The sequence below is a fragment of the Pseudooceanicola batsensis HTCC2597 genome (assembly GCF_000152725.1).
Taxonomy (GTDB): Bacteria; Pseudomonadota; Alphaproteobacteria; order Rhodobacterales; family Rhodobacteraceae; genus Pseudooceanicola; species Pseudooceanicola batsensis.
In genome coordinates, this window is record NZ_CH724131.1 from 2,306,779 (window position 1) to 2,320,433 (window position 13,655).

At 68.4% G+C, this 13,655-nt stretch carries 12 protein-coding genes; 11 read left to right on the forward strand and 1 reads right to left on the reverse strand.

What is annotated here, in order from left to right; genetic code table 11:
• Window positions 1-42: 42 nt before the first annotated feature.
• The 7 genes from OB2597_RS15080 (at window position 43) to OB2597_RS15110 (ending at window position 8,794) form a co-directional block, all read left to right on the forward strand.
• Window positions 43-1,440 carry an RsmB/NOP family class I SAM-dependent RNA methyltransferase gene (locus OB2597_RS15080; RefSeq protein WP_009806461.1) on the forward strand — a complete coding sequence of 466 codons (1,398 nt, stop codon included), beginning with the start codon at window positions 43-45 and terminating at the stop codon, window positions 1,438-1,440.
• An 82-nt stretch (window positions 1,441-1,522) separates the two neighbouring features.
• Window positions 1,523-3,271, forward strand: coding sequence for a heparinase II/III family protein (locus OB2597_RS15085; RefSeq protein ID WP_040609384.1), 1,749 nt, complete (start codon window positions 1,523-1,525; stop codon window positions 3,269-3,271).
• A gap of 19 nt (window positions 3,272-3,290) precedes the next feature.
• Window positions 3,291-4,880, forward strand: coding sequence for a bifunctional phosphoribosylaminoimidazolecarboxamide formyltransferase/IMP cyclohydrolase (gene purH / locus OB2597_RS15090; protein ID WP_009806463.1), 1,590 nt, complete (start codon window positions 3,291-3,293; stop codon window positions 4,878-4,880).
• A gap of 12 nt (window positions 4,881-4,892) precedes the next feature.
• Complete coding sequence (gene lspA, locus OB2597_RS15095) at window positions 4,893-5,360, forward strand: signal peptidase II (RefSeq protein ID WP_009806464.1); 468 nt, start codon at window positions 4,893-4,895, stop codon at window positions 5,358-5,360.
• A 54-nt stretch (window positions 5,361-5,414) separates the two neighbouring features.
• Window positions 5,415-5,948 carry a DUF3035 domain-containing protein gene (locus tag OB2597_RS15100; RefSeq protein WP_086000835.1) on the forward strand — a complete coding sequence of 178 codons (534 nt, stop codon included), beginning with the start codon at window positions 5,415-5,417 and terminating at the stop codon, window positions 5,946-5,948.
• 132 nt (window positions 5,949-6,080) lie between these two features.
• A complete protein-coding gene (locus tag OB2597_RS15105; protein WP_009806466.1) occupies window positions 6,081-7,484 on the forward strand; it encodes a M16 family metallopeptidase in 1,404 nt (467 codons plus the stop codon).
• On the forward strand, window positions 7,481-8,794 hold the full coding sequence (locus OB2597_RS15110; protein ID WP_009806467.1) for a M16 family metallopeptidase: 1,314 nt from the start codon (window positions 7,481-7,483) through the stop codon (window positions 8,792-8,794). The genes OB2597_RS15105 and OB2597_RS15110 overlap by 4 nt, the downstream gene beginning before the upstream one ends.
• 9 nt (window positions 8,795-8,803) lie before the next feature.
• On the opposite strand, the gene OB2597_RS15115 is transcribed toward OB2597_RS15110, so the two are convergent.
• The gene (locus OB2597_RS15115) at window positions 8,804-9,787 is read right to left on the reverse strand and encodes an asparaginase (protein WP_009806468.1); all 984 of its coding nucleotides are present in this window, start codon (window positions 9,785-9,787) and stop codon (window positions 8,804-8,806) included.
• Between the two features lie 153 nt (window positions 9,788-9,940).
• On the opposite strand from OB2597_RS15115, the gene OB2597_RS15120 reads away from it, so the two are divergent.
• From OB2597_RS15120 to OB2597_RS15135, 4 genes are all read left to right on the forward strand, one after another.
• The gene (locus tag OB2597_RS15120; RefSeq protein WP_148234744.1) at window positions 9,941-10,480 is read left to right on the forward strand and encodes an invasion associated locus B family protein; all 540 of its coding nucleotides are present in this window, start codon (window positions 9,941-9,943) and stop codon (window positions 10,478-10,480) included.
• Between the two features lie 77 nt (window positions 10,481-10,557).
• Window positions 10,558-11,754: a 23S rRNA (adenine(2503)-C(2))-methyltransferase RlmN gene (gene rlmN / locus OB2597_RS15125; RefSeq protein WP_009806470.1), complete on the forward strand. Its 1,197-nt coding sequence runs from the start codon at window positions 10,558-10,560 to the stop codon at window positions 11,752-11,754.
• 172 nt (window positions 11,755-11,926) lie between these two features.
• Window positions 11,927-12,898: an amidoligase family protein gene (locus OB2597_RS15130; protein ID WP_009806471.1), complete on the forward strand. Its 972-nt coding sequence runs from the start codon at window positions 11,927-11,929 to the stop codon at window positions 12,896-12,898.
• Complete coding sequence (locus OB2597_RS15135) at window positions 12,895-13,608, forward strand: gamma-glutamyl-gamma-aminobutyrate hydrolase (RefSeq protein WP_009806472.1); 714 nt, start codon at window positions 12,895-12,897, stop codon at window positions 13,606-13,608. The genes OB2597_RS15130 and OB2597_RS15135 overlap by 4 nt, the downstream gene beginning before the upstream one ends.
• Window positions 13,609-13,655 lie beyond the last annotated feature (47 nt).

A 13,655-nucleotide genomic window follows, 5' to 3' on the forward strand; every position in this document is an offset into this window, starting at 1 on the left:
CCATGATATACCGCGCGCCTGTTCACGGGCAAGGAGAGCACCATGACGCCGCCGTCGGGGAAAAGACCACACCGGGGAGGACGACCCGGCCGCAGCGGCCCCGCCCGGCCCGCTGGAACGAACCAACCCGACCGGTCGAACCGGCAGGCCAAGCCGCGTCCGGAACGCCGACCCGATCCGCGCCGCGCGGCGCATCAACTCGTCTCCTCCGTTATCGATGAGCAGAAGACCCTGGCCGACCTGCTGGGGCGGACGGGGCCGCTCGGCCGGTTCGATCCCGCCGACCGCGCCCGCGCCCAGCGTCTCGCGACCGAGACGCTGCGGCACCTCGGCCGGCTCGACACGCTCCTGGCCGAGCATCTCTCTCACATGCCGCCCCTTCCGGTGCTGATCACCCTCCGCATCGCGACCTACGAGCTGGCCACAAGCGAGGCGGCGCATGGCGTGGTCAATTCGGCAGTGACCCATGTTGCCGCGATGCCCCGCCACAACCGGCTGAAGGGCATGACGAACGCCGTCCTGCGCAAGGTCGCCGCGACGGCCCCTTCGCGCTGGCCGGATCTGCCGCCGTCGCCCCTGCCCGACTGGCTGCGCGCGCCGCTCGTCATGGCCTGGGGCGAAGCCGGCGTCGTCGCGATGGAAGCCGCGCATGCCCGGGGCGCCCCGCTCGACCTGACGCCGCGCGACCCCTCCGCCGCCGCCGACATGGCCCAGCGGCTCGAGGCCAGGGTCCTCCCGACCGGCAACCTGAGGATAGACAGGCCCGTTCAGGTCTCGAGGCTCGAGGGGTTCGACGCGGGCGAATGGTGGGTGCAGGACGCGGCCGCCGCCATCCCGGCACGCCTGCTGGGCGCGCGCCCGGGCGAAAAGGTGCTCGACATGTGCGCCGCGCCGGGGGGCAAGACCCTGCAGCTGGCGGCCGCGGGCGCCGAGGTGACGGCGCTCGACATCTCGGCCGCGCGCACCGAGCGGATCACCGAGAATCTCGCCCGCACCGGGCTCGGGGCCGAGATCGTCGTGGCTGATGCGCTGGACTTCGACCGGACCGGCTGGGACGCCATCCTCCTCGATGCACCCTGTTCGGCCACCGGCACGATCCGACGGCATCCCGACCTGCCCCACGCCCAGGACGGCAGCAGGATCGGCGACCTGATCGCCCTGCAGTCCGGCCTGATCGACCATGCCCTGTCGCTGCTGCGCCCCGGCGGGCGGCTCGTGTTCTGCACCTGCTCGCTCATTCCGGACGAGGGCGAGGTCCAGGTCGCAGAGGCCCTGGCCCGGCACCCCGGTCTGTCCACAGATCCCGCCGATCTCGACCTGCCCGGCCTCGAGGCGGACTGGATCACCCAGGAGGGCGGCCTCCGCCTGCGGCCGGACCACTGGGCCGGGCTGGGCGGAATGGACGGCTTCTACATCGCCATGCTTCGCAAACCGGCGTGACCCGGATTTTCCGGTGACCTTGCCGGGGGGCGGCGATAAGGTCGGCCCCGGCACGCACCCGAGCGCAGAGAACAGGCAGAGAATGTCGGACAGCATCCCAAAGGTCAGCAGCGCCCCCCGTCTCATGGACCGGGTCGTGGCGCGCTGGTCGGCGCTGGCGCGACCCTCCGGAGGATTCGTCTCTCAGCCCGAACCGCGCAGCGTCGGCAGCTTTGCACGGGGCCGGCAACTGGTGGCGGGCAACTTCATGTTCGCGGGCCATCTGGTCGAAGACCCGGGCGGCGACATCTGGGCGATCCGCCCCCCGGACCCGGCCTTCGCGGCCGAACTGCACGGCTTTGCCTGGCTCGACGACCTTGCCGCGGTCGCGGATGCAACCACCCGCCAGCGGGCGCAGAAATGGGTCGGCGACTGGATCGCACGGTTCGGCCGAGGCGCCGGTCCCGGCTGGACGCCCGACCTGACCGGTCGGCGCCTGATCCGTTGCATCCAGCACGCACTCTTCGTCCTGCGCGGGCAGGACAGGTCGGCACACCAGGGCTACCTCGCCGCGCTCACCCGGCAGACGCGCTACCTCGCGCGCCGCTGGCGCGCCGCCGACCCCGGGCTGCCGCGGTTCGAGGCGCTCTGCGGGCTGATCCATGCGAGCCTGTCGCTCGAGGGCATGCGCCGCCACGCCGGCCCGGCCCTCGCCGCGTTGGAGCGCGCCTGCCGTGATCAGATCGACGAGCAGGGCGGGATCGCCAGCCGGAACCCCGAGGAACTGCTGGAAGTCTTCTCGCTGCTGGCCCTCGCCGATGCGGCCCTCACCGACCGGGGCTTGCTGCTGGGCCCGGCCCATGCCGAGGCGATCGAACGGATCGCCCCGACCCTGCGCACGCTGCGCCACGCGGACGGCGGGCTGGCCCGGTTCCACGGCGGCGGTCGCGGGGCCGAGGGGCAGCTCGACCAGGCTCTCGCCCAGTCCGGGATCAGGCGCCGTCATTCGAACGGCCTCGCCATGGGGTTCGCGCGCCTCTCGAGCGGCCGGACGAGCGTCATCGTCGATGCGGCCACGCCGCCCACCGGGCGCTCGTCCCAGGCCGCGCATGCCTCGACCCTCGCCTTCGAACTCACCTCGGGGCGGCGTCCCGTCATCGTCAATTGCGGGTCCGGCGTCAGTTTCGGTGTCGAATGGCACCGTGCCGGCCGGGCGACGCCCAGCCACTCGACCCTCTGCCTCGAAGGCCGGTCGAGCGCCCGCCTCGGCCACAGGACGCGCGGAGGCGCGTTCGAGCCGCTGGTCGAAGGCCCCGGCCGCGTGCCCGTGCGGATGACCCGGGCGCCCGACGGGCTTCGGCTGCAGGTCGGCCATGACGGCTATGTCAAATCCCACGGCCTCACCCACGCCCGCACGCTGGAGCTGACGGGCGACGGGCGCGCCGTGGCGGGCGAGGATCTCCTGATCGCGATGGAGGACGACGAAAAGCGCCGCTTCGACGCGATTCTGGCGCGCGACGCCGCCGAGGGCATCGCCTATCAGGTGCGGTTTCACCTGCATCCCGATGTGGAAGCGCAGCTCGACATGGGGGGCGTGGCCGTCTCGTTGGCGCTGAAGTCGGGCGAGATCTGGGTCTTCCGGCACGACGGAGGCGGCGAAATGCGCCTTGAACCTTCCGTCTTTCTGGAGAAGAACCGCCTCAAGCCGCGTGCGACCACCCAGATCGTGCTGTCGTCCATCGCCCGGGATCACGCCAGCCGCGTGCGCTGGTCGCTCTCCAAGGCGCATGACACGCCGATCTCGATCCGCGATCTGCATCGCGACGGGATGGATGCGGCGACCGACCGTTGACAAGGGATCACCAAACCAGATGACCGACCTCCACCCCGTCCGCCGCGCCTTGATCTCGGTTTCCGACAAGACCGGCCTCGTCGATCTTGCAAGGGAACTGGCCGACATGGGCGTCCAGCTCCTGTCCACCGGAGGCAGCGCCGGCCTCCTGAGAGAGGCCGGGCTGGAGGTCACCGACGTCGCCGAGGTGACGGGCTTTCCCGAAATGATGGACGGACGCGTCAAGACCCTGCATCCCAAGGTGCACGGCGGGCTGCTGGCACTGCGCGACAACGAGAGCCACGTCGCAGCGATGGAGGATCACGGGATCGAGGGAATCGACCTGCTGATCGTCAACCTCTACCCGTTCGAGGAAACCGTCGCGAAGGGCGCGGATTACGATACCTGCATCGAGAACATCGACATCGGCGGACCGGCCATGATCCGCGCCGCGGCCAAGAACCACGCCTTCGTCACCACGGTGGTCGATGTCGGCGACTACGGCCTCCTGATCGACGAACTGAAGGTCAACGAAGGCCGCACCTCGCTGGCCTTCCGCAAGCGCCTGGCCCAGATCGCCTATGCCCGCACCGGGGCCTACGACGCCGCCGTCTCGACCTGGATGGCCGCCGCGATCGGGGAACCGGCGCCCCGCCGCCGCGTCTTCGCGGGCACCCTCGCCCAGACGCTGCGCTATGGCGAGAACCCGCATCAGACGGCGGCTTTCTACACCGACGGCACCGCCCGGCCCGGGGTCTCGACCGCCGAACAGCATCAGGGCAAGGAACTGTCGTACAACAACATCAACGACACGGACGCGGCCTTCGAACTGGTGTCGGAGTTCCTTCCCGCGAATGGCCCGGCCTGCGCGATCATCAAGCATGCCAATCCCTGCGGCGTGGCGCGCGGCGGCACCCTGCGCGAGGCCTACATGCGCGCCTTCGACTGCGACCGGACCTCGGCCTTCGGCGGGATCATCGCGCTGAACCGGCCGCTCGACGGCGAGACCGCCGAGGAGATCGCGCAGATCTTTACCGAGGTGGTCATCGCCCCGGGTGCGGACGACGCCGCGAAACGGGTCTTTTCCCGCAAGAAGAACCTGCGTCTGCTGACGACGGACGGCCTCGCCGATCCGGCCACGGCGACCCTGACGCTCCGTCAGGTCTCGGGCGGGCTTCTGGTGCAGGACAAGGACAACGGACGCATCGACATGGACGACCTCAGGGTCGTGACGACGCGCCGGCCTTCGGAGAAGGAGATGGCCGACCTGCTCTTTGCCTGGACCGTGGCCAAGCACGTCAAGTCGAATGCCATCGTCTACGCCAGGGACGGCAAGACCGTGGGGATCGGCGCCGGCCAGATGAGCCGCGTCGACAGCTCGACCATCGCCGCCCACAAGGCGCAGCGCATGGCGGACGAGCTCGGTCTTGCCGAAACGCCGGCCAAGGGGTCGGTGGTGGCCTCGGACGCCTTCTTTCCGTTCCCCGACGGTCTTCTCGCCGCGGCCGAGGCGGGGGCGACCGCGGTGATCCAGCCGGGCGGTTCCATGCGCGATGACGAGGTGATCCGCGCGGCCGACGACGCCGGGCTGGCCATGGTTCTCACCGGCATGCGGCATTTCCGGCACTGAACGGCCAGAACAATGCGCATCGTCTACTGGACCGCCTTCTGGGCCTTTTTGATCGACCAGGCCACCAAGTACCTCGTCGTTCATGCCATGAACCTGGCCGAGCGCGGCACCATCGAGGTCTACCCGCCTCTCCTGACGCTGCGGATGGCCTGGAACACCGGCATCAACTTCGGCCTCTTTGCCGAGGGCGCCGCGTCGTCCCGGTGGATCCTGATCGCCGTTGCCCTGCTGATCTCGGTCGGGGTGCTCTACTGGGCGTATCGCGAAAGGCCCCGGCGCGCCGGACTGGTCGCGACCGGCCTGCTGGTCGGCGGCGCGATCGGGAACGTCATCGACCGGCTTCTCTACGGCGCCGTGGCCGATTTCCTGAACGTCTCCTGCTGCGGAATCGACAACCCCTTTGCCTTCAACGTGGCCGACATGGCGATCTTCGTCGGCGCGGCCGTGCTCGTCCTTCTGCCGGGCGAGAAAGGCACGTGACCTCCACCACAAGATGCGGTAGACCTTGTTCCCAGACTGCCTAGGGGGACTGCCATGTCGGCGACAAGACGCTTTGCGTTGCCGCTGATCCTTATAGCCTGCACGGGCCTTGCGGCCTGTGGGGGTGTCGATCGTGACTTCACGCTGCGGAAGATTCGCAATACCTCGAACGGGCCGGAGGAATTCACCATCGTTCCGGGCAAGCCGCTCGAGACACCGCCGAGCTTCGTCGAACTGCCGCCGCCCACCCCCGGCGGAGCGAACCGCACCGACCAGCAGCCGATCGCCGACGCCGTCGCCGCCCTGGGCGGCAATCCCTCGGCGCTTGAGGACCGCGGCATCGCCGCTGCCGACGGGGCGCTGGTGAGCGCGGCCTCGCGCCGCGGCGTCGATTCGACGATCCGCCAGAAACTGGCGCAGGAAGACGAGGAACTGCGCCGCAGGAAGCACCGGTTCGCCCGGTTCCGGATCTTCGGCGGGGACGAATACTACCGCGCCTACGACAACCAGACGCTGGATTCCCAGTCGGTCAAATGGATCTGGCGGCGCGCCGGCGCCCAGACCCCCTCGGCGCCGCCCGAACGCTGACGGCCTCACGCGGGCGTCAAACATCCGTCATCCACCGGGGCCCGTGTTGCGAACACGGGCCTTTCGCTTATCTTCCCCGGCAACTGGAACTGAACCGTCCCGCACGGCCGGTTCGGATAAAAAGGAACGCCGATGTCTCTCTTCTCTCCGGCCCGGATACTCAAGACCGTCCTGGCCCTTCTCCTACTGGCGGCACCCTCGGCGCAGGCGGCCGAGGATCTCGTCACCGACTTCACCCTCGGCAACGGAATGCAGGTCGTCGTGATCGAGGACCATCGCGCCCCCGTCGTCGTCCACATGGTCTGGTACAGGGCCGGAGCCGCGGACGAGACGCCCGGCGTCTCGGGCGTGGCGCATTTCCTCGAACACCTGCTCTTCAAGGGTACGGACGATCTGGCGCCGGGTGAGCTGTCCAAGACGGTCGCCGAGAACGGCGGGACCGACAACGCCTTCACCAGCCACGATTACACCGGCTATTACCAGCGCGTCGCGGCCGACAGGCTCGGTCTCATGATGTCGATGGAGGCGGACCGGATGCGCAATATCCGCCTGACCGAAACCGACATCCTGACCGAACGCGAAGTCATCATCGAAGAGCGGAACCAGCGGGTCGAGAATTCGCCCCAGTCCCTGTTCCGCGAACAGGCCATGGCCGCCCAGTATCTGAACCACCGCTACGGCGTGCCGGTCATCGGCTGGCGGCACGAGATGGAGCAGCTCGGCCTCGACGACGCAATGGACTACTACCGGACGTTCTACGCGCCGAACAATGCGATCCTCGTCGTGGCGGGCGACGTGACGCCCGATGAGGTCCGGACACTGGCCGAAGAGCATTACGGGCCCATTCCGGCCAACCCCGAACTGCCGGAAGAGCGCGACCGCCCGGCCGAACCGCGCCAGACCGCCGAACGCCGGCTGGTATTCGAGGACCCGCGCGTCGCCCAACCCTATGTCAGCCGCAGCTATCTTGCCCCGGAACGCGATCCCGGCGACCAGAAGACCGCCGCCGCGCTGGTCATCCTTGCCGACATCCTCGGCGGCGGCCAGACCGGCTATCTCACCGAGAAACTGACTTTCGAGCAGAAAAAAGCGGTCTACACATCGGCCTGGTATCGCGGACAGTCGCTCGATGACACGACGTTCGGCGTCTATGTCGTCCCGGCCGAGGGTGTGTCCCTCGAGGAAGCGGAACGGGCGATGGACGAGACGCTGGACCGGTTCCTGGACGAAGGCGTCGACGAGGCGCAGCTCGAACGCATCAAGATGCAGATCCGCGCGGGACAGGTCTACGCGCGCGACAACGTCGAAAGCATGGCCCGCCGCTATGGCTCGGGCCTGACCCAGGGACTCACGATCGAAGACATCCAGGCCTGGCCCGACATCCTGCAGGAGGTGACCGAAGCCGACATCCTGACCGCCGCCCGCGAAGTACTGGACCGGGACCGCGCCGTCACCGGCTATCTCCGGGCCCCGGCACGGGATGAACCCTCTGCCGACGCGAACGAAACGCAGCCTGCAAACGAGGTGAGCCAATGATCCGTATCCTGCTGGCCACCCTGGTCTCCCTCGCGCTCACGCTTCCCGCGCGGGCCGGAGTGGACATCCAGGAGGTGAAGACACCCGGCGGGCTCACCGCCTGGCTTGTCGAAGAGCATTCGATCCCCTTCACCGCCCTCGAGATCTGGTTCCGCGGGGGCACGTCGCTCGACCGGCCCGGCAAGCGCGGGGCCGTGAATCTCATGACCGCGACGCTGGAAGAGGGCGCCGGCGAAATGGACGCGCTCGCCTTCACCCGGGCAAAGGAAGAGCTGGCCGCATCGTTCAGCTACGACGCCGGCGACGACACCGTCAGCGTCTCGGCCAAGTTCCTGACCGAGAACCGCGACGAAGCGGTGGCGCTCCTGCGCGAAACGCTCGTCTCTCCCCGCTTCGACCAGGAGGCCATCGACCGGGTGCGCAGTCAGGTCCTCTCGATCATCCGCTCGGATGCCAAGGACCCGAACGACATCGCCGGCCGGGCCTTCGAATCGCGGGCCTTCGGCGATCACCCCTATGGCACCGACAGCAACGGCACGGTCGACAGCGTCTCGTCCCTGACGCGCGGGGACATCCTCCAGGCGCATGCGGATGCGATGGCCCGCGACCGCATCTACATCGGTGCCGTCGGCGACATCACACCCGAAGAGCTTGCCACCCTTCTGGACGATCTGTTGGGCGATCTGCCAGAGACCGGCGCGCCCCTTCCCCGCGATATCGAGCCCGCGCTGACCGGCGGAACCACCGTCGTGCCCTTCGATACGCCGCAATCCGTCGCGCTCTTCGGCCATGCCGGCGTGGACCGGGAAAGCGACGACTTCTTCGCCGCCTACCTGCTGAACACGATCCTCGGCGGCGGCGGTTTCGAAAGCCGCCTGATGACCGAGGTCCGTGAAAAGCGCGGCCTGACCTATGGCGTCTACAGCTTTCTCGTCGACAAGGATCATGCCGATCTCTGGATGGGCCAGGTCCAGTCGGCGAACAATCGGGTCGCCGATGCGATCGAGGTGATCAGGGCCCAATGGGCCGAGATCTCGGAAAACGGCGTCACCGCGGAAGAACTGGAGGCCGCCAAGAAGTACCTGACCGGGGCCTACCCCCTGCGGTTCGACGGCAACGGCCGGATCGCCAACATCATCACCGGCATGCAGATCGAAGGAATGCCGCTCGACTATCCGGCGACCCGCAACGACCGGGTCGAGGCGGTCACGCTGGACCAGGTGAACGACGTGGCGCGCCGGTATCTCGATCCCGACGCTCTGCGCTTCGTGGTCGTCGGCCAGCCCGAGGGCCTCAGCAGCACCGACTGACCGCTCGGATCAGGCCAGGCCCGTGCCCGGCCTGATCCACGCCGCCCGGCGCCCGCGGCAATTGACGAGCGGGGCGTTCCAGTACTTCTCCACCGCCGGATGCTCCGCCGACAGAACGCCGAGCCGGATCAGGATCGCGGCGATGGCGCATTCCGCCGCCCGCGTCGCGCCGTCCATCACCTTGAGCGCCACCCCCAGCCCGGCCTCGGGCAGAATCGCGACATAGACCGCCTCGGCCCCGGTCTTGATCGCGACGCGCCCCTCCATGGCGCGCATCAGATCGGTGCAGGCCCGCCCCTCGCCCGCCACCAGGACCGGATGCCGCGCCATGGCGGCGACCAGCCGCGCAGCGGCCCCGGCCCGCGCCCCCGACGCCCGGTGCGCATTGGCAAAGAAGGCCATCGCCCGCCCCAGCCCCGCCAGCGTCGTGGCGAAATTCGGGGCCGAGCAGCCGTCGATCCCGTAGCCGGGACTCTCGGCTCCGGTCACCTCCTCGAAGGCGGCGCGCACGGCCAGCTGGACCGGGTGATCCGGCTCGACATAATCCGCATCCCCCTTGAGCCGCTGGTTCAGCATCAGAAAGCCCACGTGCTTTCCCGAGCAGTTGTTGTGCAACTGGCAGGGCTCGGCCCCGGCACGGATCAGGCGATGATGCGCCTCCTCGTCCTTCGGCATGTGCGAGCCGCAGCGCAGATCGGGCTCGCCCAGACCGATCTCCTCCAGCCAGGCACCGGCCATTCCGGTGTGCAGCGAGGCGCCGGAATGCGACGCACAGGCCAGCGCGAGCTGGCTGTCCGTCAGCCCCGCCCCGCTTTCCACCAGTGGCAGGGCCTGGATCATCTTGCAGGACGACCGCGGCAGCATGACGAGGTCCGGATCCCCCCAGGCCTCGACGATCCCGCCGGACGAATCGCAGATCACCGCGTGCCCGTGATGCACGCTCTCCAGAACCTCTCCGCGCCAGACCTGCGCAAGCTCCACCGCACTCGACATCTGATCTCCTTCTCTGCAAAATCCCGCCACTCGCTCTTTCGTCATTGGCAGATTTCCGACTATTGTAGCAATGTCGAAGAACAAAAGCTCTGAACACGTCCGCAAAGGCGGGATGAGCATGACAGAGGCAAGGACGGCTTGGAGGCTGGAGATATGATTTCCCGTGAAGTGTTGGGTCTGACCGCGGCTGCCGTGATCGGATTGGGCGGAGGTGTCGCCACGCCCGCATTCGCACAGCAGGTCAGCGAGAACATCGTCAGCGAACAGGAAGACTGGGCGGTGTACGAAGATGCCGACCCCAAGGAGTGCTGGGCCGTCGCGGCCCCGAAGGAAACGGTCAATACCAAGGACGGCCGCGTGGTCACGGTGACCCGGTCGCAGATGCTGCTGATGACCTTCTTCCGCCCCGGCGCGGGCGTCGAGGCTCAGGTCACCTTCACCGGCGGCTATCCCTTCGCCAACGGCTCGACCGTGAACCTGAACGTCGACGGCACCGAATTCGAACTGATCACCCAGGGCGAATGGGCCTGGCCCGAGAACAAGTCCCAGGATGCGCGGATCGTCGCGGCCATGAAGGCCGGCGCCAGCGCGATCGTCACCGGCCGCTCCTCGCGCGGGACGACCACCAAGGACACCTTCTCGCTCACCGGCTACACCGCTGCCGTGACCGAGGCGCAGAGCCGCTGCCAGTAGCGCATCCGTGATCCGGGGGAGTTTTCAAACCGCCCCGAATCCACTATAGGGCTAGGCTTCGCCCAGGAGCCGAGCCCATGACCGACGCGCCGCAGACGCCGATCACGCAGGACGTGATGACGATCCCCCGGAAACAGCCCGGGGGAAAGCCGAATATCGTCGGCCTCACGCGCGAGGCATTGCGCCAGGCTCTGATCGACATGGGCACGCCCGAAAAGCAGGCCAGGATGCGCGTCAACCAGGTCTGGCAGTGGATTTACCATTGGGGCGTGCGCGACTTTTCCCAGATGACCAACCTCGCCCGGGACTACCGCGGAAAACTGACCGAGACCTTCCGCATCGACCTCCCCGAGATGGTGTCGAAACAGGTCTCTGCCGACGGCACCCGCAAGTACCTGATGCGCATCGCCGGTGGTCACGAGGTCGAGACTGTCTACATCCCCGAGGCCGATCGCGGCACGCTCTGCATCTCCAGCCAGGTCGGCTGCACGCTCACCTGCTCCTTCTGCCATACCGGCACGCAGCGGCTGGTGCGCAACCTCTCCGCCGACGAGATCGTCGGCCAGATCATGGTGGCCCGCGACGATCTCGGGGAATGGCCGGTGCCCGGCGCGCCCAAGCGGGAGGAGAGACTGCTCTCCAACATCGTCCTCATGGGCATGGGCGAGCCGCTCTACAATTTCGACAACGTGCGCGACGCCATGAAGATCGCCATGGACGGCGAGGGCATCTCCCTCTCGCGCCGCCGCATCACGCTCTCCACCTCCGGCGTCGTCCCCGAGATCGCGCGATGCGCCGAAGAGATCGGCTGCCTTCTCGCGGTCAGCTTTCACGCCACCACGGACGAAGTGCGCGACCGGCTGGTCCCGATCAACAAGCGCTGGAACATCGAGACGCTGCTGACCGCGCTCCGCGACTATCCGCGCCTGTCGAACTCCGAACGCATCACCTTCGAATACGTCATGCTGAAGGACGTGAACGACAGCGACGCCGACGCCCGCCGCCTCGTGAAACTGATCTCCGGCATCCCGGCCAAGATCAACCTGATCCCGTTCAACGAATGGCCCGGCGCCCCCTACGAACGCTCGGACTGGTCGCGGATCGAAAGCTTCGCGGATATCGTCCACAAGGCCGGTTACGCCTCACCCATCCGCACCCCGCGCGGCGAGGACATCATGGCCGCCTGCGGCCAGCTCAAGTCCGCGACCGAACGCGAAAGGAAATCCCGCGCCCGGATCGCCGCCGAGATTGCCGCGGAGTCCGGCCTGCAATAACCCTTCTTTGGTCCGGCAAGTATCCCGGGATGAATGCGGCGAAGCCCCGCTTCGCCGCAGAAGGGCAGCGCCCTTCCCTAAATGATGTCGTGCGCGCCAGCGGCGCGCGCCGCCGCGTCACGGGAACCGCCCGGCGTTGGGACGGTTGATCCCCCGACAGCAAGGGGAAACCATGACGCAGCAGTCCTTTCCGCAACTGCCCCGGGACCGGACCGACGACGGGGACCCGCGCCTGACCGGCGTGGAGATCGAATTTTCCGGCCTGACGGCCGAAGAGGCTGCCACGCTGGCCGCCCGGACACTCGGCGGCTCGCCCAGCCGGCAGGACGCGCATGTCTGGAGCGTTCCCGACAGCGAGCTGGGCCGCCTCGACATCTACCTCGATACCGCGCTGCGCCACGCCAGGGACACCCCGATCAAGCGCCTCGGCCTCGACATCGGCCGCGAGGTCATTCCCGTCGAGATCGTCTCCGAACCGCTGGACCGCGAACAGCTCTTCCGGCTCGAGGCCCTGCGCACCGCCCTCCGCGAAGCGGGCGCCGAAGGCAGTCGCAAGGGGCTGACCTACGGGTTCGGCGTGCATCTGAACCCGGCGCTCGCCGGGCAGGATGCACGATCGATCACCCGCCCCCTGATGGCCTATGCTTTGATCGAGGACTGGATGCGCGAGGTGCGGCCCATCGACCTCAGCCGCGAGGTTCTGCCCTTTACCGATCCCTACCCGACGGCCCTTGTCGCGCATCTCTGCGACGCCGGCTTCGTCAGCCCGGATGCCGCGCTCGAGATCTACCTGCAGCACGCCGCCAGCCGGAACTACGGCCTGGACATGCTGCCGATCTTCGCCTGGCTCGCTCCGGACCGCGTCGAGAAGGCGCTCAAGGGCGACGCGGTCTCGGCCCGCCCGGCCTTTCACTTCCGGCTTCCGGACTGCCTGATCGACGATCCGGACTGGACGCTCCGGCAGGAATGGGACCGCTGGCGCCTTGTCGAGCAGGTCGCCGAGGACGACCGGCTGATGGTCCGGCTGATGACCGAATGGCAGGAGGCGCACGGAAAGCTGACACTCATCCGCCACAAGTGGGCCCGGCGCTGCGGCGAGGTTCTGGCCGCGTCCGGTCTGATGGCATCCGGGGTGTCGGCATGACCCGCCCGCTCATCGGCGTCACGACCTCGAACCGCTCCGGCTGGCGCATCTTTCCGCTGGTCGCCCTGAACATCTGGCTCGCCGGCGGTCGCGCGCAGAGGTGGGGCGCGGGGCGTCCGTCGGATGTCGGCGGGATAGACGGGCTGGTCATCGGCGGCGGGGACGACATATCGCCCGACCTCTACGGTGGAGAGCTCGTCGCCTCCGCCCGCCTCGACCCCGCCCGCGATGCGCTCGAGCGGCGCCTCGTGACCGAGGCGCAGGCACAGGGCAAGCCGGTTCTGGGCATCTGCCGCGGCGCGCAGATGATCAACGTGGCCCTCGGCGGCACGCTGGACCAGGACGCCTATGCCACGCACGAGGACAGCCGCAGGTACCGCACCATCCTCCCGCGCAAGACGGTGCGCGTCCTATCCCACACCCGGCTGCTCGCGCTGACGGGACCGGAGGAGATGAAGGTCAACGCCCTGCATTCCCAGGCCGTGCGCGAGCTGGGCAGCGGACTGCGCGTCGCGGCGCGGGACACGGGCGGGATGATCCAGGCCATCGAACGAACGCGGGATCCCTTCGCCCTCGGCGTGCAGTGGCATCCCGAGCATCTGTTCTACGCCCGGCGCCAGCGCGCCCTCTTCCGCGCCCTCGTCGCGGCCGCCGCCGCTGGGCTTCGGTCCGGCAACCAGGTCGAGGCCGCGGGCAAGGCAACCGCCTGAGGCGGCCGCGCTGCGGCACCTTGAAGAGAGGGACGCCAGATGAGACC

Bases quoted from the DNA above. Each gene is read 5' to 3' on its own strand.
- OB2597_RS15130 (WP_009806471.1), top strand. From the start codon at position 11,927: ATGACGCAGCAGTCCTTTCCGCAACTGCCCCGGGACCGGACCGACGAC.
- rlmN (WP_009806470.1), top strand. From the start codon at position 10,558: ATGACCGACGCGCCGCAGACGCCGATCACGCAGGACGTGATGACGATC.
- lspA (WP_009806464.1), top strand. From the start codon at position 4,893: ATGCGCATCGTCTACTGGACCGCCTTCTGGGCCTTTTTGATCGACCAG.
- OB2597_RS15115 (WP_009806468.1), bottom strand. From the start codon at position 9,787: ATGTCGAGTGCGGTGGAGCTTGCGCAGGTCTGGCGCGGAGAGGTTCTG.
- OB2597_RS15080 (WP_009806461.1), top strand. From the start codon at position 43: ATGACGCCGCCGTCGGGGAAAAGACCACACCGGGGAGGACGACCCGGC.
- OB2597_RS15120 (WP_148234744.1), top strand. From the start codon at position 9,941: ATGATTTCCCGTGAAGTGTTGGGTCTGACCGCGGCTGCCGTGATCGGA.
- OB2597_RS15105 (WP_009806466.1), top strand. From the start codon at position 6,081: ATGTCTCTCTTCTCTCCGGCCCGGATACTCAAGACCGTCCTGGCCCTT.
- OB2597_RS15085 (WP_040609384.1), top strand. From the start codon at position 1,523: ATGTCGGACAGCATCCCAAAGGTCAGCAGCGCCCCCCGTCTCATGGAC.
- OB2597_RS15100 (WP_086000835.1), top strand. From the start codon at position 5,415: ATGTCGGCGACAAGACGCTTTGCGTTGCCGCTGATCCTTATAGCCTGC.
- purH (WP_009806463.1), top strand. From the start codon at position 3,291: ATGACCGACCTCCACCCCGTCCGCCGCGCCTTGATCTCGGTTTCCGAC.
- OB2597_RS15135 (WP_009806472.1), top strand. From the start codon at position 12,895: ATGACCCGCCCGCTCATCGGCGTCACGACCTCGAACCGCTCCGGCTGG.
- OB2597_RS15110 (WP_009806467.1), top strand. From the start codon at position 7,481: ATGATCCGTATCCTGCTGGCCACCCTGGTCTCCCTCGCGCTCACGCTT.